Genomic DNA, 25,938 nt, shown 5'->3' on the forward strand with positions numbered 1-25,938 from the left:
GTCCGAAAAATCGCATCTTCTCATGCTCCACGTGTTGACTCTGCCTGATCTGGGGATATAAGCGCGGCTTCATTGGTGTTGGTGGCCCCCGCAAGGGGATGCCTGTCATGGGGGAAACCTCAAGAGGACAACGCCCTTCATAGTAGGCGTCTGCTCCCTTAGCGAGGGAACGCCTTCGACCACAAAGAAGGAGATCAGCCGTGACGAAACGCACGTCTGCCAAGCACAAAATCGACCGCCGGATGGGCGAAAACATCTGGGGTCGTCCGAAATCCCCGGTTAACCGTCGTGAATACGGCCCCGGCCAGCACGGCCAGCGCCGGAAGGGCAAATTGTCGGACTTCGGTCTGCAGCTGCGCGCCAAGCAGAAACTGAAGGGCTACTACGGCGACCTGACCGAGAAGCAGTTCCGTCGCATCTACGCCGAAGCCGAGCGTGTTAAGGGCGACACCGGTGAAAACCTGATCGGCCTGCTCGAGCGCCGTCTGGACGCCGTTGTATATCGCGCCAAATTCGTGCCGACCGTGTTTGCCGCACGTCAGTTCGTGAACCACGGCCACGTCAAAGTGAACGGCAAGCGGGTCAACATCCCCAGCTACCGCGTCAAAGAAGGCGACGTTATCGAAGTTCGCGACAAGTCCAAACAACTGGCTGTTGTTCTGGAAGCTGTTGCACTGGCCGAGCGTGATGTGCCTGACTACATCGACGCCGACCACTCGAAAATGACCGCGACCTTCGTGCGCGCCCCGGGTCTGAGCGATGTGCCTTACCCGGTCATGATGGAACCGAACCTGGTCGTCGAATTCTACGCGAAGAACTAATCTTCGCCGATACAGTTAATAGAAAAGGCCGCGATCTCCGCGGCCTTTTTTGTTTCCTACACTATTCTTGTTCAGACCGTGTCCGCTATCAAACGATGTGCATGAAGAAATCGGCAGCGGATACTTCGACGTCTGCTTTGGCAGACGTGCCGGTGTCAAAAGTGTCATCGGTAATTACGTCGATGTATTCACCTTCACCTGGCCCGAACTCGCCCCCGTTGTTACCGGCCTTGATTGTAAGGCCGAGTATGTCGCAATCGCCAAAGTCGGTCTTGTCGAGATATTGCTCCAGCTCTGCGACAGTGATTTCGTTAACACCATCGCCAAAATCGTCGATCTTGAACTTGATGACCTCGTCCTCGCAATCGAGGTAAAGGACAATGTTAGAGATGTCCTTGTCGACAGTAATACACTGTTCGATCTCATACATCAGGTCGTCGACGGCACCGCTTTCGTCAAAAGTGACCACAAGCTGCGATACATCTTCGAATTGGCTAAGATCAACAGTGCCGACTTTCCCGTCAGAGCCGTCGCCTTCGGCTGCAATGACGATGACCCCAAGCGAGTTCCCCTCGCTATCAAAGGCTTCGAATTCCGCACCACCTTCGAACGCATCGACCAATGCAATACTGGTCAGGTTCACAGGTGTGTTGAAATCAAACGTCAGCGTTCCGCCGCCTGCTTCGTCGTCAGGATCCGAGGAATCCCCGTCTTCGGAAACGATCAGAAGATTCCCCTGAGAGACTGTCGCCAAATCAGTGTCTTCACCAGTTGGATTGGCGCTGTCAAAAATCATGGCTTCGTTTGAAATCCCTGACGGAGAGTTTGAAACACCCGTCACTGTGAAATCGGCAAAAACAAATTGATCTCCGGTATCACCAGCCATTAACGGGCCGTTGTCATCACTTTCAAAGTCGATTGTCCGGGTCTTGGTGGACGACATGATCGTCGCCATAGAATTTGGATTGCTCTTTCTGGGCATGGCCCCCTCCACATTTAACCAATACAAGTCCTCGCGCAGAGACAAAGGACAAAAAGCCAAACAGCCTTACTGTCCACCTACGCGCGGCATACGCCCAAGAGGTTCTAGCCTTTAGGAAATCGCCCCCAATTCCCAGTGCGAATTCTCGCTTCTATCTTTTGGTCCTGAAACACCGGTATCATACACGAGTTTGTGACATTCTCAAAAAAGTGGGTTTTTTACTTAATTTGACTGCATTTAATGCGTCGAATCTGCCGTGAAATTCGCCCTTTTACAGCGAAATAGCCCGCTGCCTTAGATCGGTAACGGCCGTCCCTCGGCAATCGCTTCCATAGCGAAATAGGACGTGACACTGTCCAGCTCGACCTTTTCGATCAGGCGCTGATAGACCTTGTCGTAGGACGCCATATCTTGTGTTACGACTTTCAGCTGATAGTCGTAGTCCCCTCCGATGCGATGAAAATCTACAACTTCAGGAATTGTAAGTACGTGACTGCGAAATGCTTGCAGCCAGTCTGCTGAATGATGCCGGGTGCGCAACATAACAAACACCACAAGGCTTAGGCCCAGTTTTTCTCGGGCGACCCGTGCTGTCGAGCCAATGATGACACCGCTTTCGTTCAACGCTTTCAAGCGCCGCCAACACGCGTTTTGGGACAGCCCGACGCGATCGGCCAGCTCTCGCTGGGACAGCGTGGCGTGTTTCTGCAGTTCGCGTAGAATACCTTGATCAATACGATCTAAATTTCTCATTATCTTTGATCATATGACACAATATCAGGTGGAACAATCCAAAAATATGTGAAGTTTGTTGATAAAGTACCAATCATATTGATGGCACAACTAAGGAGCCTGATCTATGACCCTGTCCCATTTCCGCTCGACCATCCAATCCGCCAACTGCATCTCGACCCTGCGAGGCGGATTGATTGGTGAGAACGTTATGATCCCGGGTCTGAACGGGGACGTGCCGCTTGTGTATGCGGATTATGTCGCGTCGGGCCGCGCATTGCGGCAAGTCGAGGACTTTGTGGCCGAGCATGTGTTGCCGTTTTATGCCAACAGTCACACAGAAGCCTCCTATTGTGGGTCTTACATGACCCGCCTGCGCCGCGAGGCGCGGGCCGAGATTGCCCGTATCGTTGGTGCCAAGGAAGAGGATGCGGTGATCTTTACCGGATCCGGCGCCACCGCGGGCCTCAACCGGCTGGTCAGCCTGATGGGAGTGAACGAGGCAGACCGGCCGGTTGTGTTGTTGGGACCGTACGAGCATCACTCGAACATCCTGCCATGGCGCGAAAGCAAGGCACGGGTGATTGAAATTCCCGAAGCGCCCGGCGGTGGTGTCGATCTGGAAGTATTAGAGCGTATTCTGTACGACCATGCCGCGTCGGATCTGATCATCGGGTCGTTTTCGGCCGCCTCCAATGTAACAGGCATTATCACCGACCCTGATCCGGTGACACGGATTCTCAAAGCGCATGGCGCGCTTGCCGTTTGGGACTATGCCGGAGGCGGACCCTATCTGCCGATGAGCATGGGGCAGGGCGAGACGTGCAAGGATGCAATTGTGGTCTCTCCGCACAAGTTTCCGGGCGGGCCGGGGGCCTCGGGTGTGTTGGTTGTTAACCAGAATATGGTGACGCGCCGCAGCCCAAGTTGGCCGGGCGGTGGGACTGTCAGCTTTGTCTCGCCATGGCGGCATGACTACAGCACCGATCTTGCAACACGTGAGGAGGCCGGAACGCCGAACGTCATTGGTGATATCCGCGCGGCTTTGTCCTTTATTGTCAAGGACGCGGTTGGAGAGGATGAGATCGCCGAGCGCGAGGCGCGCTATAACCGTATGGCGATCGCGGGTTGGAGGAATAATCCTAATCTGACGCTTCTGGGTTCCGAAGACGCGCACCGGTTGCCTATCTATTCATTCCTGGTGCGAGATAACGCGGGGAATCCGGTGCACCAGCAACTCTTCACGCGGATGTTGAGTGATATCTATGGAATACAAGCGCGTGGTGGCTGCGCGTGTGCTGGGCCGTATGCGCACCGTCTTTTGGGAATCGATCAGTCGACGTCGGATGAGCTACACGCGGCGCTGTCTGCCGGGGAAGAGATGAAAAAGCCTGGCTGGGTACGTCTGAATTTCTCGTATTTGATGAGCGAGGACACGGTTCGCTTCATCATCGACAGCGTCAATGATCTGTCGCGGCGCACGTCAGAGTTTGCCCCGTTCTACAGCGCCGACCCGGCGACGGCCCGCTTCAAAGCGGCGTGACGGAATTGCCGCTTTTCTCAACGCGTTGAGACAGGTATGAGAGGCTCCAATCAATGGAGCCTTTCATGACGAAGATCACCCCTCAACCCGGCATTATGGACATCGCGCTTTATCAGGGCGGTCAGTCGCATGTTGCCGGGGTTGAGCATGTGATCAAGCTGAGCTCAAACGAAAACCCGTTCGGCCCCAGCCCCAGGGCCATCGAAGCCGTGCGCGACAGTGCCGCGACCCTGCACCGCTATCCCAGCACCGATCATGCGCCCTTGCGCGGGGCGATTGGGGATCGGCACGGCCTGGACCCGGCGCGGATCATCTGCGGTGTCGGCAGTGACGAAGTGCTGCAATTCATCGCACAGGCTTATGCCGGGCCGGGGGATGAGGTCATCTATACCGAGCATGGGTTTTCCATGTACCCGATCATCGCCCGCATGGCCGGTGCCCGGCCGGTGATGGTGCCGGAGCGGGATCGCCGCGTGGACGTGGACAATATTCTGGCCGCTGTGACCGAACGGACCCGGATCGCGTTTGTGACCAATCCGGGCAATCCGACCTCGACCATGATCGCCGAGGCGGAGCTGGTGCGGCTGGCCGAGGCGTTGCCCGACAGTTGCCTGTTGGTGATCGACGGGGCCTATGCCGAGTTCGTCGATGGTTTCGACGGTGGTGCGTCTATCGTGGATCGGTTCGACAACGTGATCATGACCCGGACGTTCTCGAAAGTGTACGGTCTGGGTGGGATGCGCGTCGGCTGGGGCTATGCGGCGCAGTCGATCATCGACGTGCTGAACCGGGTGCGCCAGCCGTTCAACCTGTCGCTGACGGCGCTGGCGGCGGCCGAGGCGGCGGTGAAGGACGAAGAGTTTCTGTCCTTCTGTCAGGCCGAAAACGCCCGCCTGCGGGTGTGGTTGTCGGATCAGCTGGACAAGATCGGGGTGCCTTCGGATGCGTCCTGCACCAACTTCATTCTGGCGCGTTTTGCGGATCAGGCCGAGGCCGAAGCCTGTGACGAGTATCTGAAATCCAACGGCCTCATCGTGCGTCGCGTGGCGGGGTATAACCTGCCAAATGCGCTGCGCATCACGGTGGGCGATGAGGATGCCTGCCGTCGGGTTGTCGCGGCGATCACCGCGTTCAAGGGGGGTGTGGCATGAGCCAGATCTATGACCGCGTTGCGCTGATCGGGCTGGGCCTGATTGCGTCGTCGATGTTCTGGGCGATCAAACGGGCGGGCCTTGCGGGCGAAGTGACGGGGTACGCCCGGTCTGAGGCCACGCGGGACACCGCGCGCGCGATCGGCTTGTGTGACCGGGTTTGCGATTCAGCGCAAGAGGCGGCCAAGGGTGCCGATCTTGTCGTTCTTTGTGTGCCGGTTGGTGCGATGGGGGCAGTTGCTGCAGACATCGCCCCTGTTCTGAAGCCGGGGGCGACTGTATCTGATGTGGGCTCGGTGAAACGACATGTGATCGAGGCGGTATCGCCCCATATTCCTGATGGCGTGCATTTCATTCCTGCCCACCCGTTGGCCGGGACCGAGCATTCCGGGCCCGAATCCGGTTTTGCTGAACTGTTCGACAATCGTTGGAACCTGCTGGTGCCGGTCAAGGGGTCTGACCCCGACGCTGTGGCGCGGTTGCGCGCCTTGTGGGAGGGCATGGGCGCCAATGTCGATGAGATGGATGCCGATCACCATGATTTGGTGTTGGCGGTGACGTCTCATGCGCCGCACCTGATCGCTTACACTATGGTTGGTGTGGCTGATGATCTGCGTCGCGTTACGGATAGCGAGGTCATTAAGTACTCGGCCGCAGGTTTTCGCGATTTCACGCGCATCGCGGCCTCGGATCCGACCATGTGGCGCGACGTGTTTCTAACCAACAAAGACGCGACGCTGGAAATCCTTGGACGTTTTACCGAGGAGTTATTCGCCCTGCAACGCGCCATCCGAACCGGCGATGGAGAGCAGCTTTTCGACTATTTCACACGTACTCGGGCGATCCGTCGTGGAATTATCGACGCTGGCCAGGATACTGATGCGCCGGACTTTGGGCGAGGAAAAACAAGCTCATGACGCTTAAGGCATTGCTGATCGGATTGCTTGCGCTCAGCGCCACGACGGCTCCTGCAGCGCCTTTGGATCAATCCCTGGTTCCCCTTTCGCGCCCTGCAGGAAGTACTGTTTTAGCCTATGCGCAGCCGACCAGATTGCGCCCTGCCATGCGTCCGGAATCCGCTCAGGTTATCGCTACCGCTGCGCGACCACTGGATTTGCCGTCGCTTGGACCGGACACATCGCTGATGCCTTACAAGCGGCCCAAGGCGGTTGAACAACAGGCTTTGTTCAAAAAGCGTAAACTGCGCAAAGGCTCGGTCTGTGGAGATATAGCGATTCAGGGCAAGGCCGTTGGCAAGGTTCCGGGTAGGATCAAAGCCTGTGGGATCAAGGATGCCGTGCAAGTCACGTCGGTATCGGGGGTTGCGCTTAGCAGACCTTCTACGATGGATTGCGGCACGGCAATCGCTTTGAATGAATGGGTGGACAAATCCGTCAAGCCGACGTTCCGGCGTCGCGGACCCGTAGTCGAGCTGCAAGTTGCCGCGCACTATGCTTGCCGGACGCGCAACAATCGCACGGGTGCAAAAATCTCGGAACACGGCAAGGGGCGCGCGATTGATATCTCGGGCTTCAAGATGGCCGATGGTGAGGTGGTGACGGTTTTGAACGGGTGGCGCAAGAACCCTTCAAAAAAGCAGTTGACCAAAATCTGGCGCAACGCGTGTGGGCCGTTTGGAACAGTGCTTGGTCCGAATTCGGATCGGTACCACCGTGACCATTTCCACCTGGACACGGCCCGGCACCGGCGTGGGCCTTACTGCCGCTGACCGAGCTCTACTTTCTTTTGTTGAACACCAGAAGGTCCGTCTGACCCTGTATTGCGTCGAACGATTGTGCCGTCAGTGGTGTAGGTTGGCGGCCAAAATCGACGACGTATTCATAGTGGTCGAACAGAAGATCGCGTAGTTTTTTGTTGTGTGCAGAAGACTCTGCAGGGGTGTATTCGAGGAACACTGCCGGGCGAAAGGTTTCCAGCGTCTTCAGTGCCCCTTCCAGTACTTCAAGCTCGTGCCCCTCGACATCAATCCATATCAGGGAAAGTTCTTTGAAAGGTTCACTATACTGTTCGAGCAAGCGGTCAACCGTGGTGATATCAAATACTATCGCCTCATCGGAGTGATCGCCAATCCTTGATCCGCCCCTATTCATTTGGTTTGAAACAAAAGGCAATTGGCCGGAGGTGCTGGATGCACCCAATTGGAGGTGCGTGACGCGGTCGCCCAGATTGTTGAATTTTACGTTCCGCGTCAGCAGGTCATAGTTTTTCGGATCAGGCTCCAACGCAATGACATGCGTGCATCCAAGGTCGCGGAAGAAATAGACAGTATGCGTTCCGATATTGGCGCCAATTTCCAGAACCGTACCAGCGCTCAGCGCAGCGCCTTCCTGTTTCAAGTAGTTTGACAGCGTACTTACAACCGCCCGGCCGTATTCACCGCCTTTGGTGATCTGTTCTCCTATCACGTCATGTGGGTAGTAGATCAGGCAGTGATCCTGCATCTGGCGGAAAAACAGGACATCGTCTTTCCAGAGATCGCGCAAGATGGCGTTTCGAACCTTTTCAGCGCCCAGCGGGACAGTTTGTTGGACAACGCGGTTTTCAGACCCATATTCGACGCCCCTTGGGCAGATTTAAAGCAGAAGTTGTTAGCGTAGAATCAAACGCGGTGCAGGCCCGATTGGCAAGGGGCCGAGCGCGACAAAGCCGTCGCGGAAATTAAGCTGCAAGTCCAGTGCGTTGGGGTTGCCGCCTAGGCCCGCCATGAAGTTCAGGGCACGGGTTACCGGATCAACCGCCTGATCGGGCAGGGCGCCTGCTGCATTGGCCATCGCAATCATATCGCGCCAGTTTTCTGCCTTTATCGCGATCTCGCCGGTGGGGATGCCTTGGGGGTCAACGTCCAACTCTCCGGCAGCGAACAAGCGCAGCGCGCCCCATTTCATCTCGGCCAGACGGAGTTCAATGTTCACGGGTTGCGGTCTACTCAGTTCCAGCGCGGACCGGTCCCAGGGTTTGTCGAAAGTTGCACGCATGTCCAACTCGAGCGTTTCGAAGGTCTGCGGCAATGTGGTGGCTGATCGCATCAGCGCGCGCAACTCATCCCCGGGCATGAAGGCATCAATGCGAGCGCTGATCATGTAGGTTTCGGGCGTTTCAGTCTGCTCCATTACAAGCGCCAGGGTTTCGCCTCCGGCCAGGGCCTCGGAATTGTCGGCGACTGACCATGCTCCGGCTGTTAGGGCCATCTTTTCCAGGACCAGCGCAACACCGGGCTGAAGCTGTAGCTCAGCTTGCATATCAGCGGCTTGAATAGTCGATGTCTGATCAAAATAGGACAGCCGTTGCGGCGTGTCGGCAAAACGCAAAACCTGTCTGCCGGGCCAGATTGCGGGGCTTTGGAATTGAATCCAATCGGCGCTCCAGGCGGTGCCGTTGACCGGGTCGGCAAGCGCGGGACTGCTCAGGCGTGTTACGTGGTTGAACGGGTATCCGGCTGTTGTGACCTCGGCGAACTCGGCTTGCCAGCCCTGATCTTGCTGCGTGTCGAACCAGGTCGTTATCGCGTTTCGCAAGCCGATGCCCGCGACGAACCAGTAGGCACTCCAGATCACAGTAATGACAATGACGACTCGTATCAGCCCGCGCATGGCAGTTGGCCCTTTTTCCCACCTCAAATTTGATGTTTATAGGCGCAAACGGGCAAGGACCAGAGTTATGACGATGTGGGTTTTCGGATATGGGTCGCTGTTGTGGAATCCCGGCTTTCCTGTGGCCCGCAGTGAACGCGCGACTTTGATCGGCTACGCACGCTCATTTTGCATGAGTTCGATCCACCATCGCGGTACCGAGGATGAGCCGGGCCTTGTTCTGGCGCTGGATGAACAAGACGACGCACAGTGTAAAGGGTTGGCTCTTGCGGTCCAGGCAGGCCACGAAGATCGCACCTTACAAGAGCTGCGAGAGCGCGAGCTGATTTCTTCCGCCTATGTCGAAAAGATGCTGGATGTGCATTTGGAAACCGGTGACACGGTCAATGCAGTCACTTACGTGATCGAAAAAGATCATGTGCAGTATTGCGGGGGAATGCCTTTGGAAGAGCAGGCCCAAATCATCGCACACGCCGTTGGCGGACGGGGGCCAAACACCGAATACCTCTATAACACTGCCGAACATCTGGCCGAGATTGGCCTGCGCGATGCTGATCTTGAGTGGTTGGCGCAACGCGTGCGTGACATTACCGCATAAACCCTTGGCGTAACCGGCGGATTTTCGCTAGATTCACCCTCAGAGCAGCTAAAGACCGGGAAACACGCGCATGGCGCAGGCACATCAGGGCGCGAGACCGCATTTCTCGCAACCCATTCGTCAGATCGTAACGATGTTGGTTGCGATTGCGCTGGCGGGTGGCGGAGTTTTTATGGCGCTGCCCTATGTTCTGCCTGTTTTCTACGCCAACCCTTATCTGAACGGGTTCATCCTGCTGGTATTTGGCATCGGCGTACTGGCCTGTTTTTATCAGGTGACACAGCTGATCGGCTCGGTTCGTTGGATCGAAGCCTTCGTCGGTGGCGTTGTACGCGAAGACGCCCGGACCCCACAGCTCTTGGCTCCTCTGGCGTCGTTGCTGCGGGAACGTGGGGCGCGGTCTCAGATCAGCTCCAGCTCCACCCGGTCCATTCTGGATTCGGTAGCAGAACGGGTTGAAGAAGAACGCGAGATCACGCGTTACATCACCAATGTTCTGATTTATCTGGGCCTGCTGGGCACTTTCTTTGGTCTGGCGACAACTGTTCCGGCCATCGTTGACACGATCCGCAGCCTAAACCCCCAAGAAGGGGAAGAAGGGCTGGCTGTCTTCAACCGCCTTATGGTCGGGCTCGAGGCGCAGCTGCAGGGTATGGGCGTGGCCTTTGGGTCATCGCTTTTGGGTTTGGCCGGATCGTTGATCGTCGGCCTGCTTGAACTGTTTGCAGGTCACGGGCAAAGCCGGTTCTACCGCGAGTTGGAAGAGTGGCTGTCGTCAATCACCCGAGTCGGGTTCGCTTCTGGTGACGAAGGTGGGGCTGAACTGGCGGTTCTTACCCCTGTTCTGGATGCAATGTCAGAACAGATGAATGCGTTGCAGGATCTTTTCGAAGCGCAAGAGGCCGACCGCGCATCGGTGTCCGCCAACCTGAATCAGCTGGTCAGTTCGATAGGTGAAATGAACATGCGCCAGTCCGAGGCCGAAGGGGTCACAGCCGCGCTGGAACGCGTTGCTCTGGGACAGGATGCCTTGTTGGACCACATGCGCGAGCAAGGCACAGGCGACGGAATCGACGCCGAAAGCCGTATGCGCCTGCGGTCCATGGATGTTCAGTTGCTTCGTATTCTCGAAGAAATCTCGGCAGGCCGTCAGGAAAGTATGAACGAACTGCGCAAAGATATTGAACTGTTGGTCAAGGCTTTGACCTTGCCACGGGGCGCCGTTCGCACCACTCCGGACGGAGAATAACCCATGGCCCTGTCACGCCGCACAGGTCAACGGTTTCAGGGCTCTGTCTGGCCAGGCTTCGTAGATGCGATCACTGGACTGTTGATGGTGCTGACCTTTGTCTTGACCATTTTCATGGTCGTGCAATTCGTTCTGCGTGAAACGATCTCGGGTCAGGAAGATGAGTTGTCCGCCTTGTCTGGCGAGGTTGCCGCGTTGGCCAACGCGCTGGGTTTGGAAGAGCGTGAGAACAGTCGGCTTGAGGCGCGGTTGGGAGCTTTGAATTCGACCTTGTCCCAAGTCGAAGGCGAACTTGTTGATGCTCAGTTGCGTCTCACTAATTTTGAAGATCAGGTCGCTGCGCTTCTTGCAGATCAGGAGCGCGCGCGCGGGGCCATTGCGTCGCTGGAGTCGGAACGTGAGACCCTGTTGACCGAACAAGAAGCGTTGAACCTTGCCCTCGCCCAAAGCCGGTCGGAAATTGACGCACAGGCCGAGGCCGCGCGTCTGGCAGCCGCGCGCCGTGAGGCGCTTGAGGCACTTGTTGCTGATCTTGAACAAAGCGGCACGGCGCAAGAGGCATTGATTTCCGAGCTCGAAGATCAGCTAAGCGCAGAAGAAACCGCCCGATTGGCCGAGGCAGCAGCGGCAGAAAACCTGCGAAACCGGCTTCAGGATGCGGATGCGGAACTGACGGCCATGACGCTTGCGCTAGAGGCGCAAAGGAAAGAGGCCGAGGATACGCTTACCCTTCTTGCGGCGGCGCAAGCCGCCAAAGCAGAGTTGGAGCGTCAGTTCGGCGAGTTGAATACTGAGGAGTTGGAAGCCCAGCTTGAAGCTGCCTTGGCTGCGCGCACGCAGGCCCAGACCGAGGCGCAGGAGCAGCGCACGCTGGCAGAGGAAAGAGCTGCGCTGCTGGCCGTCGCGCGCGAAGCGATCTCGGCAGAACAGGCGGTATCCGAAAAAGCGCAGCGTCAAACCGCGCTGCTGAATCAGCAGATGGCCGCCCTCCGTAATCAGCTGGGCGGTTTGCAAGCCTTGCTGGACGACTACGAAGAACGAAACGCTGCCGCCGATATCCGCATTCAGACGCTCGGGCAAGATCTGAACGCTGCACTTGCCCGTGCGGCCTCGGAAGAGCGCCGCCGCCGCCTTCTGGAAGAGGCTGAGCGCGTCCGGTTGGAAGCCGAAGCCGAAAAGCTGTCGGGTCAGAACGAAGAACTGGCTGCTCAGGCTGAGGATTTGCAGCGCTATCGCTCGGAATTCTTCGGCCGGCTCCGGGATGTTTTGGGGGATCAGGAGGGTGTTCGGATCGAAGGCGACCGCTTTGTGTTTTCGTCCGAGGTTTTGTTTGATACCGGTTCGGCAGTCCTGTCTCCCGCAGGCCAGCTTGAGGTCGCAAAGGTTGCCAACATCCTGCGGACCGTGGCAGCCGAGATCCCAGAAGGTCTGAACTGGGTTATCCGGGTCGATGGTCATACCGACAACGTCCCACTGGCAGGATCAGGTCGTTATCGCGATAACTGGGAACTTAGCCAGGGCCGCGCGTTGTCGGTCGTGCTGTACATGGTCGAAGCGCTGGGTATCCCACCGAACCGCCTGGCGGCCAACGGGTTTGGTGAGTTTCAGCCTGTAAACCCGGCAGACACGCCAGAAGCCCGCGCCCAGAACCGCCGGATCGAGCTGAAATTGACCGAACGCTGATTGTGTATCTCTGATTTGAGACGGTCTGAACCTACGCTAAAATAGCGGCGTAGTCGCATGGAAAAGGCCACGCGCATCCCTATATATGTACCCTAGGTTGAACGGGTAGGGATCGTGAAAGCAGGCGTTTCGGAACTTCGCTATATTGTTGATAGCGCACTAAGCGCTCCTTACCGTCGTGTAACAAGGTGCGAAATGCGCTGTGGGGCCGCGGTTTGGCTCAAACGGATCGAGCGTTCAGGTCCACACCTTTGGGTTGTGAAAGGGTTGCCTGGGCAAGCTTTTGATAGGGATCGGCGATCGCATCGCTTCCTGCGCAGTTGCGGAGTGCCAGTTCCGGCGGTTCTTCTGGAAAGCGACAGCTATTTTGTAGTCGAAGACGCAGGACATAGTTTGAGCGCCTTATGCGGCGACCCGCTTGTAACCAAGGCGGAGAAATTGGCAGCCTGCAGTGCGGCCGGGCAGGCACTTGCGCGTTTGCATGCAGCGGATCTGGCGCATGGGCGCCCTGCATTTCGGGACATGTGCTGGGACGGGCGCAGAATACGCTTTATTGACTTTGAGTATTTCGTTCCAAGTCAGGCCGGACCGATTAGAAAAGCCCGAGATATTGGCGTCGCGCTTTTGTCTGCCCTTTCTCAAGGCGGCGAAGGCTTACGTTTTGCCCGTTCGTTTTTGTCAGCGTATCGCTTGGCGCGCAGGAAGAGGTCGAAGCCGTATTTCGCTCCGCTATGGGATCAACCGAGATAACGGTGCAATGAAAAACCCGCCGTATTGGGCGGGTTTTTTGTTTTCTCATCAATCAGTCAGCTGTGAGCAAGGGTGGTTTGTCGCCCGGTATGCGCGGCTGATCGGGGCCCAGAATTTCCAGGTTCAGATCGCCTTTCTTGACCGAAACGCGGACCACGCCGCCCTTGGCCAGCTTGCCGAATAGCAGCTCTTCGGCCAGAGGCTTCTTGATGTGTTCCTGAATGACGCGGCCCAGCGGGCGCGCACCCATCTTGTCGTCATACCCCTTGTCCGCCAACCATTCGGCGGCCTTGGGTGTCAGGTCAAAGGTCACATTGCGGTCCATCAACTGTGCCTCAAGCTGCAGGACGAATTTCTCGACCACTTGTAGGATGACCTCTTTCGGCAGCGGTGCGAAGGAAATCACCGCGTCCAGACGGTTGCGGAATTCCGGTGTGAAGGTCCGTTCAATCGCAGCGGTATCTTCGCCTTCGCGACGGTCGCGTCCAAAGCCGATCGCGGCCTTGGCTTGCTCCTGAGCGCCTGCGTTCGAGGTCATGATCAGCACCACGTTGCGGAAGTTCACCGTGCGGCCGTTGTGATCGGTCAGTTCACCATGATCCATAACTTGCAACAGGATGTTGAAGACGTCCGGATGCGCTTTCTCGATCTCATCCAGCAGCAGCACGCAATGCGGATGCTGGTCGACGCCGTCAGTCAGAAGACCGCCCTGATCGAACCCGACATAACCCGGAGGCGCACCGATCAGACGAGAAACGGCATGTTTCTCCATGTATTCAGACATGTCGAAACGCAGCAGTTCTACACCCAGCGTATCTGCCAGCTGTTTCGCCACTTCGGTTTTACCCACACCGGTCGGACCTGCGAACAGGTAATTACCGATGGGCTTTTCAGGTTCACGAAGGCCCGCGCGCGCCAGTTTGATCGCGCTGGACAGCGCGACAATGGCGTCGTCCTGACCGAACACCACCCGTTTCAAGGAGGTTTCAAGGTCTTTCAGAACCTCGGCATCGTCCTTGGTGACGTTTTTGGGCGGGATGCGCGCGATCTTGGCGACCACGGCCTCAATCTCTTTCACGCCAATGGTTTTGCGACGCTTGCTTTCCGCGACCAAATGCTGAGCTGCACCGGCCTCGTCAATCACGTCGATCGCCTTGTCAGGCAGTTTGCGGTCATTGATGTAACGCGCCGACAATTCCACCGCCGTTTTGATCGCGTCGGCAGTGTATTTGATCGCGTGATGTTCTTCAAAATACGGCTTGAGGCCGCGCAGGATTTTCACGCTGTCCTCGACCGAAGGCTCATTCACGTCGATCTTCTGGAACCGACGGCTAAGCGCGCGGTCCTTTTCGAAATGCTGCCGGAACTCTTTGTAGGTGGTCGAACCCATCGTGCGCAGTTTACCGCCTTGTAGGGCAGGTTTCAGAAGGTTCGACGCATCCATTGCGCCGCCCGAAGTGGCTCCTGCGCCGATGACCGTGTGAATCTCGTCAATGAACAGCACGGCATCAGGATGCTCTTCCAATTCGGTCACGACTGCTTTCAGTCGCTCCTCGAAATCACCGCGATAACGCGTGCCCGCCAGCAACGCGCCCATATCCAGCGAATAAATCGTGGTTTCGGACAGCACATCGGGCGCTTCGCCCGCGACGATTTTATGGGCCAAACCTTCGGCGATGGCGGTTTTCCCCACGCCCGGATCACCCACCAGCAGCGGGTTATTCTTGCGGCGACGGCAAAGCACTTGAATGCAACGTTCAACTTCATCCGCGCGACCGATCAGCGGATCTACATCCCCTGCACGGGATTTGGTGTTCAGATCCACGCAGTATTTGCCAAGTGCGCTTTCCTTCTGCTCACCTTCGCCAGCAGAGGGTTGCGTTTCGTCCTCGACCTGATCCGCGCCCGAGACCGACCGGCTTTCCCCATAGGCCGGGTCTTTGGCGACGCCATGTGCGATGAAATTCACCGCGTCATACCGTGTCATGTCCTGTTCTTGCAGGAAATAGGCCGCGTTGCTTTCGCGTTCAGCAAAGATCGCAACCAGCACGTTTGCGCCCGTGACCTCGGTCCGGCCCGAGCTTTGAACGTGGATGGCGGCGCGCTGGATCACACGTTGGAAAGCGGCCGTTGGCACAGCCTCGGACCCGTCGATATCCGTAACCAGATTGGACAGGTCTTCGTCGATGAATTCGACCAGAGTGCTGCGCAGCTCATCCAGATCGACGCTGCAGGCTTTCATAACACGGATCGCGTCCGGTTCTTCCAGCAGCGCCAGCAGCAGATGCTCTAGCGTGGCGAATTCGTGTCGCCGTTCGTTCGCAGCCGCAAGGGCCGCGTGAATGGCTTGTTCTAATGTGCTCGAGAATGAAGGCACGCGGGTGCTCCTCTGTCTTGGGTCGGAAGGGGCGCGGGCTTTAGGCCGGATCCCCATCCCAACCGTGTCCTCATAGTATTAGAGTTTGGTTGATCATGGCCCGGCTTCAAGGGTTTTCTTTCACTTGACAGTCACATTTATTGTGACCGTGGCCGTGAAGCGGGTGAAATAGGCATCAAAACCTGTCTTTTCTAGCCCGAATTTCTGCAAATACCGCAGCGGGTTCAGCGCCCGACATCCCCAAATGCGTTTGAATCGCCGGATCAGCGGCGCGCAGAAACGGATTTGTGGCCTTTTCCAGCGCCAAACTTGACGGCACTGTAGGTTCGCCAGCGGCACGGGCGCGGTCGATATCCGCCGCGCGGTCGCGCAGCGCGGCATTGTCTGGGTCGACGGTCAGAGCGAATTTGGCGTTGGATTGCGTATATTCGTGACCCGAACACACCAGAGTATCGTCGGGCAATGCGGCCAGCTTGGATAATGAGTCCCACATCTGCGGGGCGGTTCCTTCAAACAGGCGACCACATCCCAAAGCCATCAAACTGTCGGCGGTAAATACAACGGCGCTTTGCGGCATATAGAATGCGATGTGTCCAACTGTATGGCCCGAGACATCCAGCACCTGAACAGGCTCTCCGCCCAGCTCAAACGTATCGCCTTCGCTGACTTGTTGGTCCAAAGGGGGCAAACGATGCGCGTCCGCAGCGGCCCCTATGACTTTGGCGGGGTGCTTTTCCAGAATGGCCGGCAACCCGTCCACATGGTCAAAGTGGTGATGCGTCAGTAACACATGGCTGAGCGTCCAGCCGCGCTGGTCCAGCTGGGCCAGAATGGGGGCAGACTCTGGCGCGTCGATCAATGCGGTGTTGCCGCTTGCGGCGTCATGCGCCAGAAAAGCGTAGTTATCGCTGAGACATGGGATGGTGACGATCTCAAGAGGCATGGCCTTTTGCCCTTTCGTTGCTAGACTGCGCCGAAGCTAAGCCGATTGACCGGGTGTCCGCAATGCATCTTGATGTGCAGGATCTTAGGAATTTCTACTACCGCAGCACATTGGGGCGTGCGGCGCAGGCGGCGATCCGGGGTCGGTTGATCGAACAATGGCCCGAAGCCAAGGGCCAGACGGTCGCCGGGTTTGGCTTTGCCGTACCCTTGCTGCGCCCCTATCTGGCAGATGCCAGGCGGGTGATCGGGCTGATGCCCGGACCGCAAGGCGTGATGCCGTGGCCCGCAGGGATGCCCAATGTCTCGGTCCTGACGGAAGAGACGATGTGGCCGATTGAGACCGGGCACGTGGACAAGCTGGTTGTGATGCACGGGCTTGAGACCTCGCAGCGGCCGAGCGAGCTGTTAAATGAATGCTGGCGGGTTCTGGGGCCCGGAGGACGCGCGTTCTTTATTGTGCCCAACCGTGCGGGGTTGTGGTCGCGGACGGACCGGACGCCGTTTGGCTTTGGGCGCCCTTATTCAGCGACGCAGTTGGAAAACCAGCTTCGGGCGCATCATTTTGAACCGGAAAGCCATTGTTCAGCATTGTATCTGCCGCCGTCATTCCGCCGATTTTGGCTCAAGTCGGGTAGTTTGATTGAAAAGACGGGTCAGCGGATTCCCACGGTCATGGCCGGAGGCGTCTTGATGGTCGAAGCAACTAAACACGTCCGGCCTCCAAGCGGCAGCGTCACAAAGGATCCTGTTCGTCGGCCGATCAAGGCGTTGGACGGTTTGCTGAAGCCTGCCTAACTTTTGTCCACTTTTTGAACTCCGCCAAGCGAAGAAAATGCGGGAAAATGGTCACAGGAATCGCAAAAACCTACACTTTCGTAACATTTTTAGTCCCCTCCAACCGGACAAAAGGGTCGCACCCTGCGTAACCCCATGAAATCAAACATTTTGTGGATAAGGCTGCCCTCGTGATAATATGTTGCGAGCTGGGTTCGGCTCTGCTACATCCCCGGTGATTTTGATCCCCGACCGTATGGCCGGGGTTTCTTCACGCCCCCGGGGTAGCTGCCGCAACGCGAATTCGGGGCCTCAAATATCGGAAGGGTGGACGTGTCCGAACCAGCTTCGATTTCCACAGGCATTGCCGAGCGCTATGCCACTGCGATTTTCGAGATCGCGAAAGAGAATAAAGACCTCGCAGGTCTGGAGACCGGAATTAACGATCTGGCAGCAGCATTGGGCGACAGCGCCGAACTGCGTAACCTGATCGCTTCGCCTCTGGTTTCGCGCGCCGAACAGGAAGGCGCCATTACCGCAATCGCTGACAAGATGGGCCTGAACGCCATCCTGCGCAATACGCTGGGTCTGATGGCGCAAAAACGCCGCCTGTTTGTCGTGCCACAGCTGGTGCAGGTTCTGCGCGACATGCTGGCCGAAGAGCGTGGCGAAGTGACCGCCGATGTCGCCTCGGCCAAGGCGCTGACCAAGACACAACTGGATAAACTGTCCAAAACGCTGTCCGAGCGTGTGGGCAAGACCGTGACAATCAATGCGACCGTTGATGAAAGCCTCATCGGCGGTCTTGTCGTTAAAGTGGGCTCGAAGATGATCGATAGCTCGATCCGTTCGAAGCTGAACTCCCTACAGAATGCAATGAAAGAGGTCGGATAAATGGGAATCCAAGCTGCAGAGATTTCTGCAATCCTGAAGGACCAGATCAAGAACTTTGGTCAGGAAGCAGAAGTGGCCGAGATCGGCCGCGTGCTGAGCGTCGGTGACGGGATTGCCCGTGTATACGGCCTGGACAATGTGCAAGCCGGTGAGATGGTCGAATTCCCCGGCGGCATCATGGGCATGGCGCTGAACCTGGAAAGCGACAACGTGGGTGTCGTTATCTTTGGTTCCGACCGTGACATCAAAGAAGGTGACACCGTTAAGCGCACCAACTCGATCGTGGACGTTCCGATCGGTGACGAGCTGCTGGGCCGTGTTGTTGACGGTCTGGGCAACCCGCTGGACGGCAAAGGTCCGATCAATGCCTCCAAACGTGGCGTTGCAGACGTCAAAGCCCCCGGCATCATCCCGCGTAAATCGGTGCACGAGCCGATGGCAACTGGCCTGAAATCGGTTGACGCGATGATCCCGATCGGCCGTGGTCAGCGGGAACTGATCATTGGTGACCGTCAGACCGGTAAAACCGCTGTGGCTCTGGACACCATCCTGAACCAGAAAGTCTATAACGAAGCGGCTGGCGACGACGAGTCGAAGAAGCTGTACTGCGTTTATGTTGCGGTTGGTCAGAAGCGTTCGACCGTTGCGCAGCTGGTGAAGAAACTGGAAGAGTCCGGCGCGATTGAATACTCGATCGTTGTGGCCGCAACCGCGTCCGACCCGGCGCCGATGCAGTTCCTGGCACCCTATGCCGCAACTGCGATGGCTGAATACTTCCGTGACAATGGCCGCCACGCGCTGATCATCTATGATGACCTGTCGAAACAGGCCGTGTCCTATCGTCAGATGTCCCTGCTGCTGCGCCGTCCGCCCGGACGTGAAGCCTATCCGGGCGACGTTTTCTACCTCCACTCGCGCCTGCTGGAGCGTTCGGCGAAGCTGAACGAAGATTTCGGTGCAGGCTCGCTGACCGCTCTGCCGGTGATCGAAACACAGGGTGGTGACGTTTCGGCGTTTATTCCGACCAACGTGATCTCGATCACCGATGGTCAGATCTTCCTTGAAACCGAACTGTTCTACCAGGGTATCCGTCCTGCTGTGAACACCGGTCTGTCGGTTTCGCGTGTGGGCTCGTCGGCCCAAACCAACGCGATGAAATCGGTCGCTGGTCCTGTGAAACTGGAACTGGCTCAGTACCGCGAAATGGCTGCCTTTGCGCAGTTCGGTTCGGACCTCGACGCCGCGACCCAGCAGCTGCTTAACCGTGGTGCGCGCCTGACCGAGCTGATGAAACAGCCGCAGTACTCGCCGCTGACCAACGCGGAAATCGTCTGCGTCATCTTCGCCGGTACCAATGGTTACCTCGACAAGATCGAAGTCTCGGACGTTGGCCGCTATGAGGCCGGTCTGCTGGCGCACCTGCGCGGCAAGCACGCCGACCTGCTTCAGTGGATCACCGACGAAGATCCCAAGATCAAGGGCGAGGCTTCCGACAAGATCAAGGCTGCGCTGGACGAATACGCCGCAACCTTCGCTTAAGGGAGAGGCGGGCATATGCCAAATCTTAAGGACCTTAAAAACAGGATCGAGTCGGTCAAATCGACCCGCAAGATCACCAAGGCCATGCAGATGGTCGCGGCTGCAAAACTGCGCCGCGCCCAGGAATCTGCCGAAGCCTCGCGCCCCTATGCCGAGCGGTTCAATGCCGTGATGGCGGGGCTGGCGGCGTCGGTCGGGGGCAGCGACAGCGCCCCCAAGCTGCTCCGTGGTACGGGCAGTGAGGATGTGCATCTGCTGGTTGTGATGACAGCTGAACGCGGCCTGTGTGGCGGCTTCAACTCGAACATCGCCAAGCTGGCCCGCCAAAAGGCGGAAGAGCTGCGCGGCAAGGGCAAGACGGTCAAAGTTCTGACCGTTGGCAAAAAAGGCCGCGACGCGCTCAAGCGTGATTTTGGCGACATGTTCGTGGGACATGTCGACCTGAGCGAGGTCAAGCGTCTGGGTTACACCAACGCGCAGGACATCGCCAAGGACATCCTGTCCCGCTTTGACGGGGGTGAGTTCGATGTTGCCACGATCTTCTACTCGAAGTTCGTCAACGTCGTGACCCAGATCCCGACGGCACAGCAAATCATTCCTGCCTCGTTCGAGGACGACGCGGCAGGTGACGACAGCGGTGCCATTTTCGACTATGAGCCCAGCGAAGAGGCCATTCTGGCCGACCTGCTGCCCAAGGGGGTTGCGACCGCGATCTTTTCTGCTCTGCTCGAAAACGGAGCGTCTGAACAGGGTGCACGGATGTCCGCAATGGACAACGCGACACGCAACGCGGGTGAGATGATCGACAAGCTGACGATCCAGTTCAACCGCTCGCGTCAGGCCGTGATCACCAACGAGCTGATTGAAATTATTTCCGGCGCCGAAGCGCTGTAAGAAAACCGGAGACGAAACATGGCGAATGCAAAAGGCAAAGTCACACAGATCATCGGGGCCGTCGTTGACGTGCAGTTCGATGACGCACTGCCTGAAATTCTGAACGCGCTGGAAACCACCAACAATGGCAAGCGCCTGGTGTTGGAAGTTGCTCAGCACCTGGGTGAAAACACCGTCCGTACCATCGCGATGGACGCGACCGAAGGTCTGGTCCGCGGCGAAGCCGTGACCGACACCGGTGCACCGATCTCGGTTCCGGTTGGCAACGCGACCCTGGGCCGCATCCTGAACGTGGTCGGCGAGCCGATCGACGAAAAAGGCCCGGTTGAAGCAACTGAAGCCCGCGCGATCCACCAGCCCGCGCCCGAGTTCGCGGAACAGTCGACCGAGTCGGAAATCCTTGTGACCGGCATCAAGGTTGTGGACCTGCTGGCCCCCTACGCCAAAGGCGGTAAAATCGGCCTGTTCGGCGGTGCCGGCGTTGGTAAAACCGTTCTGATCATGGAACTGATCAACAACATCGCAAAAGTGCACTCGGGCTTCTCGGTGTTCGCGGGTGTTGGTGAACGGACCCGTGAAGGCAACGACCTGTATCACGAGATGATCGAATCGAACGTCATCAAGCCCGACAACCTGTCGGAATCGCAGGTGGCTCTGGTTTACGGTCAGATGAACGAACCTCCGGGAGCGCGTGCGCGTGTTGCTCTGACCGGTCTGACCCTGGCCGAGCAGTTCCGCGACCAGTCCGGTACCGACGTTCTGTTCTTCGTCGACAACATCTTCCGCTTTACGCAGGCGGGTTCTGAGGTTTCGGCTCTGCTGGGTCGTATTCCGTCAGCCGTGGGCTACCAGCCGACGCTGGCCACCGACATGGGCGCCCTGCAGGAACGCATCACCTCGACCAAGTCGGGCTCGATCACCTCGGTGCAGGCGATCTATGTTCCTGCGGACGACCTGACCGACCCCGCGCCGGCAACATCGTTTGCTCACTTGGATGCGACCACCGTTCTTAACCGTGCGATCTCGGAAAAGGGTATCTACCCGGCTGTTGACCCGCTCGACTCGTCCTCGCGTCTGCTGGACCCCGCAATTGTGGGTGAAGAGCACTACGCGGTTGCGACCGACGTTCAGCAGATCCTCCAGCGCTACAAGTCGCTGCAGGACATCATCGCCATCCTCGGCATGGACGAACTGTCGGAAGAAGACAAACTGACCGTCGCCCGTGCCCGTAAGATCGAGCGCTTCCTGTCGCAGCCGTTCGACGTGGCCGAGGTTTTCACCGGTTCGCCGGGCGTTCAGGTTCCTCTGGATGTCACCATCTCGTCGTTCAAAGCCGTTGTGGCTGGCGAATACGATCACCTGCCCGAAGCGGCCTTCCTGATGGTTGGCGGCATCGACGATGTGATCGCCAAAGCGGAAAAGATGGCCGCAGAAGCCGCCTAAGGAGTATCCCTGATGGCAAACACGATGCAATTCGACCTCGTCAGCCCCGAGCGGAGCCTTGCTTCGCTTGAGGCCACCGCGGTCCAGATTCCCGGCGCGGACGGGGATATGACGGCAATGCCCGACCATGCCCCCACCATCACCACGCTGCGCCCCGGTCTGCTGAAGGTTGAGGCACCTGCCGGAGCCAGCGAATACCTGGTCACCGGCGGGTTTGCCCAGATCAACGGCGACAGCATGTCGGTTCTGGCTGAAAAGGCCATCCCGGTTGCCGAAGTGACCCGGTCGCATCTGGACGACCTGATCGCCGAAGCCCGCGCCTCGCACGAGGCCGCAAAGTCTGGCGACGATCAGTCGATCGTAGACGATGCAGCCAAGCTGCTGGCCGACATGGAAGCGCTTGGGACGCATATGAGCCTGTAACGGCTTGTTGCAAATGGATCATTCGAAACGGCCCTGCGACAGTAGGGCCGTTTTTTTGTCGTGATTTCATCATGAGACCGAATTAGGTTTCGGGGATTGATAAATAAAAGACAACAAAAATGAAGACGTTTCGAACCCATCCTATTGGTATCGACCAAGGCGAGACCGTGGTGTTTTCCGATTTCTCCAACGGCGGGGACATGTGGACTGGCAACGGTACGCGCGAGAGGCGCTCGGCCGTTACCTTTCGCCAGCCGTTCCGGTCTGCGCCGGTTGTTCAGATTGGCATATCCCTATGGGACGTGGACACAACATCTGCTTTGCGGGCTGAAGTGCAGGCCGAGAACATTACGAACGAAGGTTTCGACGCAGTCTTCCGAACATGGTCAGACACGCGAATCGCACGGATCAGGGTCACGTGGACAGCAATTGGCGATATCCCGCATGAAGATGATTGGGATATTTCCTAGTCGATCGGCGTCTTACGGCTCGATCATGTCCACCCGGGTCGCGTGACGGCCACCTTCGAACTCGGCACCAAGGAACGCATCCACGATATCTAGCGCCTGACCTTCACCGACAACACGCGCGCCGATGGACAGCATGTTGGCGTCGTTATGCTGGCGGATCATCCGGGCTGAGAACGCGTCGGAACACACGCCGCAGCGAATGCCGGGCACCTTATTGGCGGCCATCATGATGCCCTGACCGGTGCCGCACAGAATAATCCCCAGTGCGCAATCTCCCGAGGCAATGGCGTCAGCGGCGGCTTTGCCGTGGATCGGATAATGCGTGCTTTCGGGCGTTTGAGGCCCGATATCCACGACCTCCCATCCTTGGTCCGCGATATGTTTGGCAACCGCGTGGCGCAGCTCGATGGCGGCGTGGTCGCTGGAAAGAACGATGCGTTTGGGGGCGGTCACGGAAAGCTCCTGCCTTAGAGGGGTCACGAAAAAGGGCGACTACAAGGCCGCCCGTTCAGATCAGTCCATGTGGTACATGGATTCGTAGATCGGGGTCAGGGTCTTGTCCTCGAACAGCGACGATACCGAGGTGCCGTTCCAGATGTTCAGGATTGCCTGTGTAAAGATCGGCGCGGTCGGCACGATCCGGATATTCTTGGCTTTGGCGACCTCTTTGGTGGGTTGGATCGTGTCGGTCAGAACCAGAGACTTCATGACCGAGTTTGTCACACGCTCGACCGCAGGGCCGCTCATGACGCCGTGGGTGATATAAGAATGCACCTCTTTCGCTCCGTTATCCAGCAGCACCTGCGCCGCCTTACACAGTGTTCCGGCAGTATCGCACATGTCGTCCACGATCAGGCAGATCTTGTCTTTGACGTCGCCGATGACAGTCATTTCGGCCACTTCGCCCGCCTTTTCGCGGCGTTTGTCGACGATCGACAGCGGCGCTTCGATCCGTTTGGCCAATTCGCGCGCGCGGGCCACGCCGCCCACATCGGGTGAGACCACCATGATCTCATCCATCTGGTCCTTGAACTGGTTCTTCACATCCAGCGCAAAGATCGGCGAAGCATAAAGGTTGTCCACGGGGATATCAAAGAACCCCTGAATCTGCGCGGCGTGCAGGTCCATGGTCAGAACCCGCTCGATCCCGGCGCCGGTCAGCATGTTGGCAACCAGCTTGGCGGAAATTGGCGTGCGCGCCTTGGTGCGACGGTCCTGACGGGCATAGCCGAAATAGGGGATCACGGCGGTGATCCGCTGCGCGGACGAACGGCGCAGTGCGTCGGCGATGATCAGAAGCTCCATCAGGTTGTCATTGGCGGGGTTCGAGGTCGGCTGGACGATGAACATATCCTCGCCGCGTACGTTCTCGAACACTTCGACGAAAATCTCACCGTCGTTAAAGCGTTCGACGCGCGCATCGACGAGGCCCTGATCGACGCCGCGATACAGGCTCATGCGGCGGGCAATGGATTCGGCAAGCGGAAGATTGGCGTTCCCAGCGATCAGCTTGGGTTCGTGGAGTGTCGGCATCGGCTGAAGTCCCCGGGCAGCAATGGCAAATGTGACAGATTCGTGATGTTGACACCGCTTACCACGGCCTTACCGTCCAGCAAAGACAACGCAGCGGAGAAAGTGAACATGGCCACCATTGACTACTATTTTGCGACAATTTCGCCCTTCACCTACCTGGCCGGAACCCGGCTTGAGGAGGTCGCGGCAAAGCACGGCGCGACGATCAACTACAAACCGCTGGATATCATGGCGCTGTTCGGACGCACCGGGGGAACTCCACCGAAGGACCGGCACATTTCGCGCATCGAATACCGGGCGCAGGAACTGCAGCGGCAAGCCAAGAACCTTGGGATGGAGTTCAATCTGAAACCTGCCCATTGGCCCACGAATATGGCACCGTCCTCTTACGCCGTGATCGCGGCGGCCAAGGACGGCTCGGGTGATGTCGGACAGCTTGTCCATTCCATTCTTCGCGCCTGCTGGGCCGAAGAAAAGGACGTCGCGCAGGACGAAGTGATCCGTGAATGCCTGTCTTCTGCAGGGTTCGATCCCTCTCTGGCCGATAGCGGTTTGCTGGTCGGGGCCGATACCTATGCCGCCAACCTTGAGGAGGCGGTGGACAAAGGCGCGTTTGGCGCGCCGTTCTATATCACCGAAGATGGACAACGGTTCTGGGGACAGGACCGGCTAGAGGACCTGGACCGTCACCTGAGCGAGATGAAAGGGTGAAGGATCTGATGCCGTCGGTTCACGTCAGAACCTTGGGGCAGGGCGAGCGCAAAGTGCTGGCCCTGCATTGCACGATTGCTCACTCTGGGGCGTGGGCAGGGTTGGCGGGCGTGTTGGGGGATGACGCGACATTTATCGCGCCCGATATGCCCTCACACGGTAAGAGCCCCGATTGGAATGAACAGGGCGATCTGTTCGATTTGTTGACCGAACTGACTGTTGAGCAATTGACAGAGCCGATGGATGTAATCGGTCATTCCTTTGGCGCGATGATCGCGCTGCGCCTGGCGATGGAACACCCCGATCTGGTTCGCAGTGCGGTTCTGATCGAGCCGGTGTTCTTTGCCGTTGCCAAGCAGGACGCGCCTGATCTTCTGGCGCAGCACGAGCATACCGCGCAACCTTATACGCAAGCACTGGCTGTGGGTGACATGGAACTGGCCGCACGCCTGTTCAACAGGATGTGGAGCACCGATGACAGTCCCCGATGGCCGGACATACCCGAACGAACCCGCGCCGCGATGACTCGTGGAGTGCATCTTGTGCCTGCGGTCGAGGATGATTTGTTCGAGGATAAAAAGGGCTTGCTGGCCCCCGATAGGATAAGCCGCGCAAATATGCCCATTCTGTTGGTCAACGGGTCACGTACACATCCCGCGATGCCCGCGATCTGTGAAGCGCTGCAAAAGCGCCTGCCCAATGCCTCGGGCTGTGTCATTGAAGGGGCAGGGCACATGGCCCCGATCACGCATCCTCGGGACATGGCGCGCGTGATACGGGATTTCTGGGATGGGCAGCCTTAGGAAGTGCTGACC

At 57.8% G+C, this 25,938-nt stretch carries 25 protein-coding genes; 17 read left to right on the top strand and 8 right to left on the bottom strand.

All coding sequences use genetic code 11. The features are described 5' to 3' along the window. Positions 1-200: 200 nt before the first annotated feature. Positions 201-821: a 30S ribosomal protein S4 gene (gene rpsD / locus J7380_RS05820; RefSeq protein ID WP_170352305.1), complete on the top strand. Its 621-nt coding sequence runs from the start codon at positions 201-203 to the stop codon at positions 819-821. Between the two features lie 88 nt (positions 822-909). Here rpsD and J7380_RS05825 read toward each other — a convergent pair whose 3' ends face one another. Next, positions 910-1,803 (bottom strand): hypothetical protein, encoded by an 894-nt coding sequence (locus J7380_RS05825; RefSeq protein WP_209194894.1) that lies wholly within the window; start codon positions 1,801-1,803, stop codon positions 910-912. Between the two features lie 294 nt (positions 1,804-2,097). Beyond that, entirely contained in the window at positions 2,098-2,559 is a 462-nt protein-coding gene (locus J7380_RS05830) for an Lrp/AsnC family transcriptional regulator (RefSeq protein WP_209195142.1), read from the bottom strand. 103 nt (positions 2,560-2,662) lie between these two features. Here J7380_RS05830 and J7380_RS05835 point away from each other — a divergent pair, with 103 nt between their 5' ends. The 4 genes from J7380_RS05835 (at position 2,663) to J7380_RS05850 (ending at position 6,958) form a co-directional block, all read left to right on the top strand. Further along, positions 2,663-4,078 (top strand): aminotransferase class V-fold PLP-dependent enzyme, encoded by a 1,416-nt coding sequence (locus J7380_RS05835; RefSeq protein WP_209194895.1) that lies wholly within the window; start codon positions 2,663-2,665, stop codon positions 4,076-4,078. A gap of 65 nt (positions 4,079-4,143) precedes the next feature. Beyond that, positions 4,144-5,229 (top strand): histidinol-phosphate transaminase, encoded by a 1,086-nt coding sequence (gene hisC, locus J7380_RS05840; RefSeq protein ID WP_209194896.1) that lies wholly within the window; start codon positions 4,144-4,146, stop codon positions 5,227-5,229. Continuing rightward, on the top strand, positions 5,226-6,146 hold the full coding sequence (locus J7380_RS05845) for a prephenate/arogenate dehydrogenase family protein (RefSeq protein ID WP_209194897.1): 921 nt from the start codon (positions 5,226-5,228) through the stop codon (positions 6,144-6,146). Before hisC ends, J7380_RS05845 begins: the two co-directional genes overlap by 4 nt. After that, the gene (locus J7380_RS05850; protein ID WP_209194898.1) at positions 6,143-6,958 is read left to right on the top strand and encodes an extensin family protein; all 816 of its coding nucleotides are present in this window, start codon (positions 6,143-6,145) and stop codon (positions 6,956-6,958) included. Before J7380_RS05845 ends, J7380_RS05850 begins: the two co-directional genes overlap by 4 nt. A gap of 7 nt (positions 6,959-6,965) precedes the next feature. Here the strand turns inward: J7380_RS05850 and J7380_RS05855 are convergent, their stop codons facing one another. Together J7380_RS05855 and J7380_RS05860 are read right to left on the bottom strand one after the other, a co-directional pair. Then, complete coding sequence (locus J7380_RS05855; protein ID WP_209194899.1) at positions 6,966-7,733, bottom strand: FkbM family methyltransferase; 768 nt, start codon at positions 7,731-7,733, stop codon at positions 6,966-6,968. Between the two features lie 105 nt (positions 7,734-7,838). After that, on the bottom strand, positions 7,839-8,840 hold the full coding sequence (locus tag J7380_RS05860) for a DUF2125 domain-containing protein (RefSeq protein WP_209194900.1): 1,002 nt from the start codon (positions 8,838-8,840) through the stop codon (positions 7,839-7,841). Between the two features lie 67 nt (positions 8,841-8,907). Here J7380_RS05860 and J7380_RS05865 point away from each other — a divergent pair, with 67 nt between their 5' ends. The 3 genes from J7380_RS05865 to J7380_RS05875 all read left to right on the top strand — a co-directional run bounded on the left by J7380_RS05865 (position 8,908) and on the right by J7380_RS05875 (position 12,370). Continuing rightward, positions 8,908-9,438 carry a gamma-glutamylcyclotransferase gene (locus J7380_RS05865; protein ID WP_209194901.1) on the top strand — a complete coding sequence of 177 codons (531 nt, stop codon included), beginning with the start codon at positions 8,908-8,910 and terminating at the stop codon, positions 9,436-9,438. Positions 9,439-9,508: 70 nt separating this feature from the next. Continuing rightward, on the top strand, positions 9,509-10,687 hold the full coding sequence (locus J7380_RS05870; protein ID WP_209194902.1) for a biopolymer transporter ExbB: 1,179 nt from the start codon (positions 9,509-9,511) through the stop codon (positions 10,685-10,687). A 3-nt stretch (positions 10,688-10,690) separates the two neighbouring features. Then, positions 10,691-12,370, top strand: coding sequence for a peptidoglycan -binding protein (locus tag J7380_RS05875; RefSeq protein WP_209194903.1), 1,680 nt, complete (start codon positions 10,691-10,693; stop codon positions 12,368-12,370). A gap of 802 nt (positions 12,371-13,172) precedes the next feature. Here J7380_RS05875 and clpA read toward each other — a convergent pair. Both clpA and gloB read right to left on the bottom strand, forming a co-directional pair. Further along, positions 13,173-15,497, bottom strand: coding sequence for an ATP-dependent Clp protease ATP-binding subunit ClpA (clpA, locus tag J7380_RS05880; RefSeq protein ID WP_209194904.1), 2,325 nt, complete (start codon positions 15,495-15,497; stop codon positions 13,173-13,175). A gap of 175 nt (positions 15,498-15,672) precedes the next feature. Next, complete coding sequence (gloB, locus tag J7380_RS05885; RefSeq protein ID WP_209194905.1) at positions 15,673-16,440, bottom strand: hydroxyacylglutathione hydrolase; 768 nt, start codon at positions 16,438-16,440, stop codon at positions 15,673-15,675. 62 nt (positions 16,441-16,502) lie between these two features. Here gloB and J7380_RS05890 point away from each other — a divergent pair, with 62 nt between their 5' ends. The 7 genes from J7380_RS05890 to J7380_RS05920 all read left to right on the top strand — a co-directional run bounded on the left by J7380_RS05890 (position 16,503) and on the right by J7380_RS05920 (position 22,879). Then, positions 16,503-17,237, top strand: a complete 735-nt coding sequence (locus J7380_RS05890) for a class I SAM-dependent methyltransferase (RefSeq protein ID WP_209194906.1) — start codon at positions 16,503-16,505, stop codon at positions 17,235-17,237. A gap of 312 nt (positions 17,238-17,549) precedes the next feature. Further along, positions 17,550-18,110 (top strand): F0F1 ATP synthase subunit delta, encoded by a 561-nt coding sequence (locus J7380_RS05895; RefSeq protein ID WP_209194907.1) that lies wholly within the window; start codon positions 17,550-17,552, stop codon positions 18,108-18,110. Further along, positions 18,111-19,649 carry a F0F1 ATP synthase subunit alpha gene (gene atpA, locus J7380_RS05900; protein WP_209194908.1) on the top strand — a complete coding sequence of 513 codons (1,539 nt, stop codon included), beginning with the start codon at positions 18,111-18,113 and terminating at the stop codon, positions 19,647-19,649. It abuts the gene before it with no gap. A gap of 15 nt (positions 19,650-19,664) precedes the next feature. Then, positions 19,665-20,543: a F0F1 ATP synthase subunit gamma gene (locus J7380_RS05905; RefSeq protein WP_209194909.1), complete on the top strand. Its 879-nt coding sequence runs from the start codon at positions 19,665-19,667 to the stop codon at positions 20,541-20,543. Positions 20,544-20,561: 18 nt separating this feature from the next. Further along, entirely contained in the window at positions 20,562-21,986 is a 1,425-nt protein-coding gene (atpD, locus tag J7380_RS05910; protein ID WP_209194910.1) for a F0F1 ATP synthase subunit beta, read from the top strand. 12 nt (positions 21,987-21,998) lie between these two features. Then, on the top strand, positions 21,999-22,409 hold the full coding sequence (locus tag J7380_RS05915) for a F0F1 ATP synthase subunit epsilon (protein ID WP_209194911.1): 411 nt from the start codon (positions 21,999-22,001) through the stop codon (positions 22,407-22,409). 119 nt (positions 22,410-22,528) lie between these two features. Continuing rightward, positions 22,529-22,879, top strand: a complete 351-nt coding sequence (locus J7380_RS05920; RefSeq protein WP_209194912.1) for an H-type lectin domain-containing protein — start codon at positions 22,529-22,531, stop codon at positions 22,877-22,879. Between the two features lie 12 nt (positions 22,880-22,891). On the opposite strand, the gene rpiB is transcribed toward J7380_RS05920, so the two are convergent. Continuing rightward, positions 22,892-23,332 (bottom strand): ribose 5-phosphate isomerase B, encoded by a 441-nt coding sequence (rpiB, locus tag J7380_RS05925; RefSeq protein ID WP_209194913.1) that lies wholly within the window; start codon positions 23,330-23,332, stop codon positions 22,892-22,894. 60 nt (positions 23,333-23,392) lie between these two features. Further along, complete coding sequence (locus J7380_RS05930) at positions 23,393-24,412, bottom strand: ribose-phosphate pyrophosphokinase (RefSeq protein WP_170352327.1); 1,020 nt, start codon at positions 24,410-24,412, stop codon at positions 23,393-23,395. Positions 24,413-24,520: 108 nt separating this feature from the next. On the opposite strand from J7380_RS05930, the gene J7380_RS05935 reads away from it, so the two are divergent. Then, complete coding sequence (locus tag J7380_RS05935) at positions 24,521-25,123, top strand: 2-hydroxychromene-2-carboxylate isomerase (RefSeq protein ID WP_170353112.1); 603 nt, start codon at positions 24,521-24,523, stop codon at positions 25,121-25,123. Next, positions 25,120-25,926, top strand: coding sequence for an alpha/beta hydrolase (locus J7380_RS05940; protein ID WP_348539079.1), 807 nt, complete (start codon positions 25,120-25,122; stop codon positions 25,924-25,926). The genes J7380_RS05935 and J7380_RS05940 overlap by 4 nt, the downstream gene beginning before the upstream one ends. Positions 25,927-25,938 lie beyond the last annotated feature (12 nt).

The organism is Ruegeria sp. R8_1 (assembly GCF_017743815.1).
GTDB lineage: Bacteria > Pseudomonadota > Alphaproteobacteria > Rhodobacterales > Rhodobacteraceae > Ruegeria > Ruegeria lacuscaerulensis_A.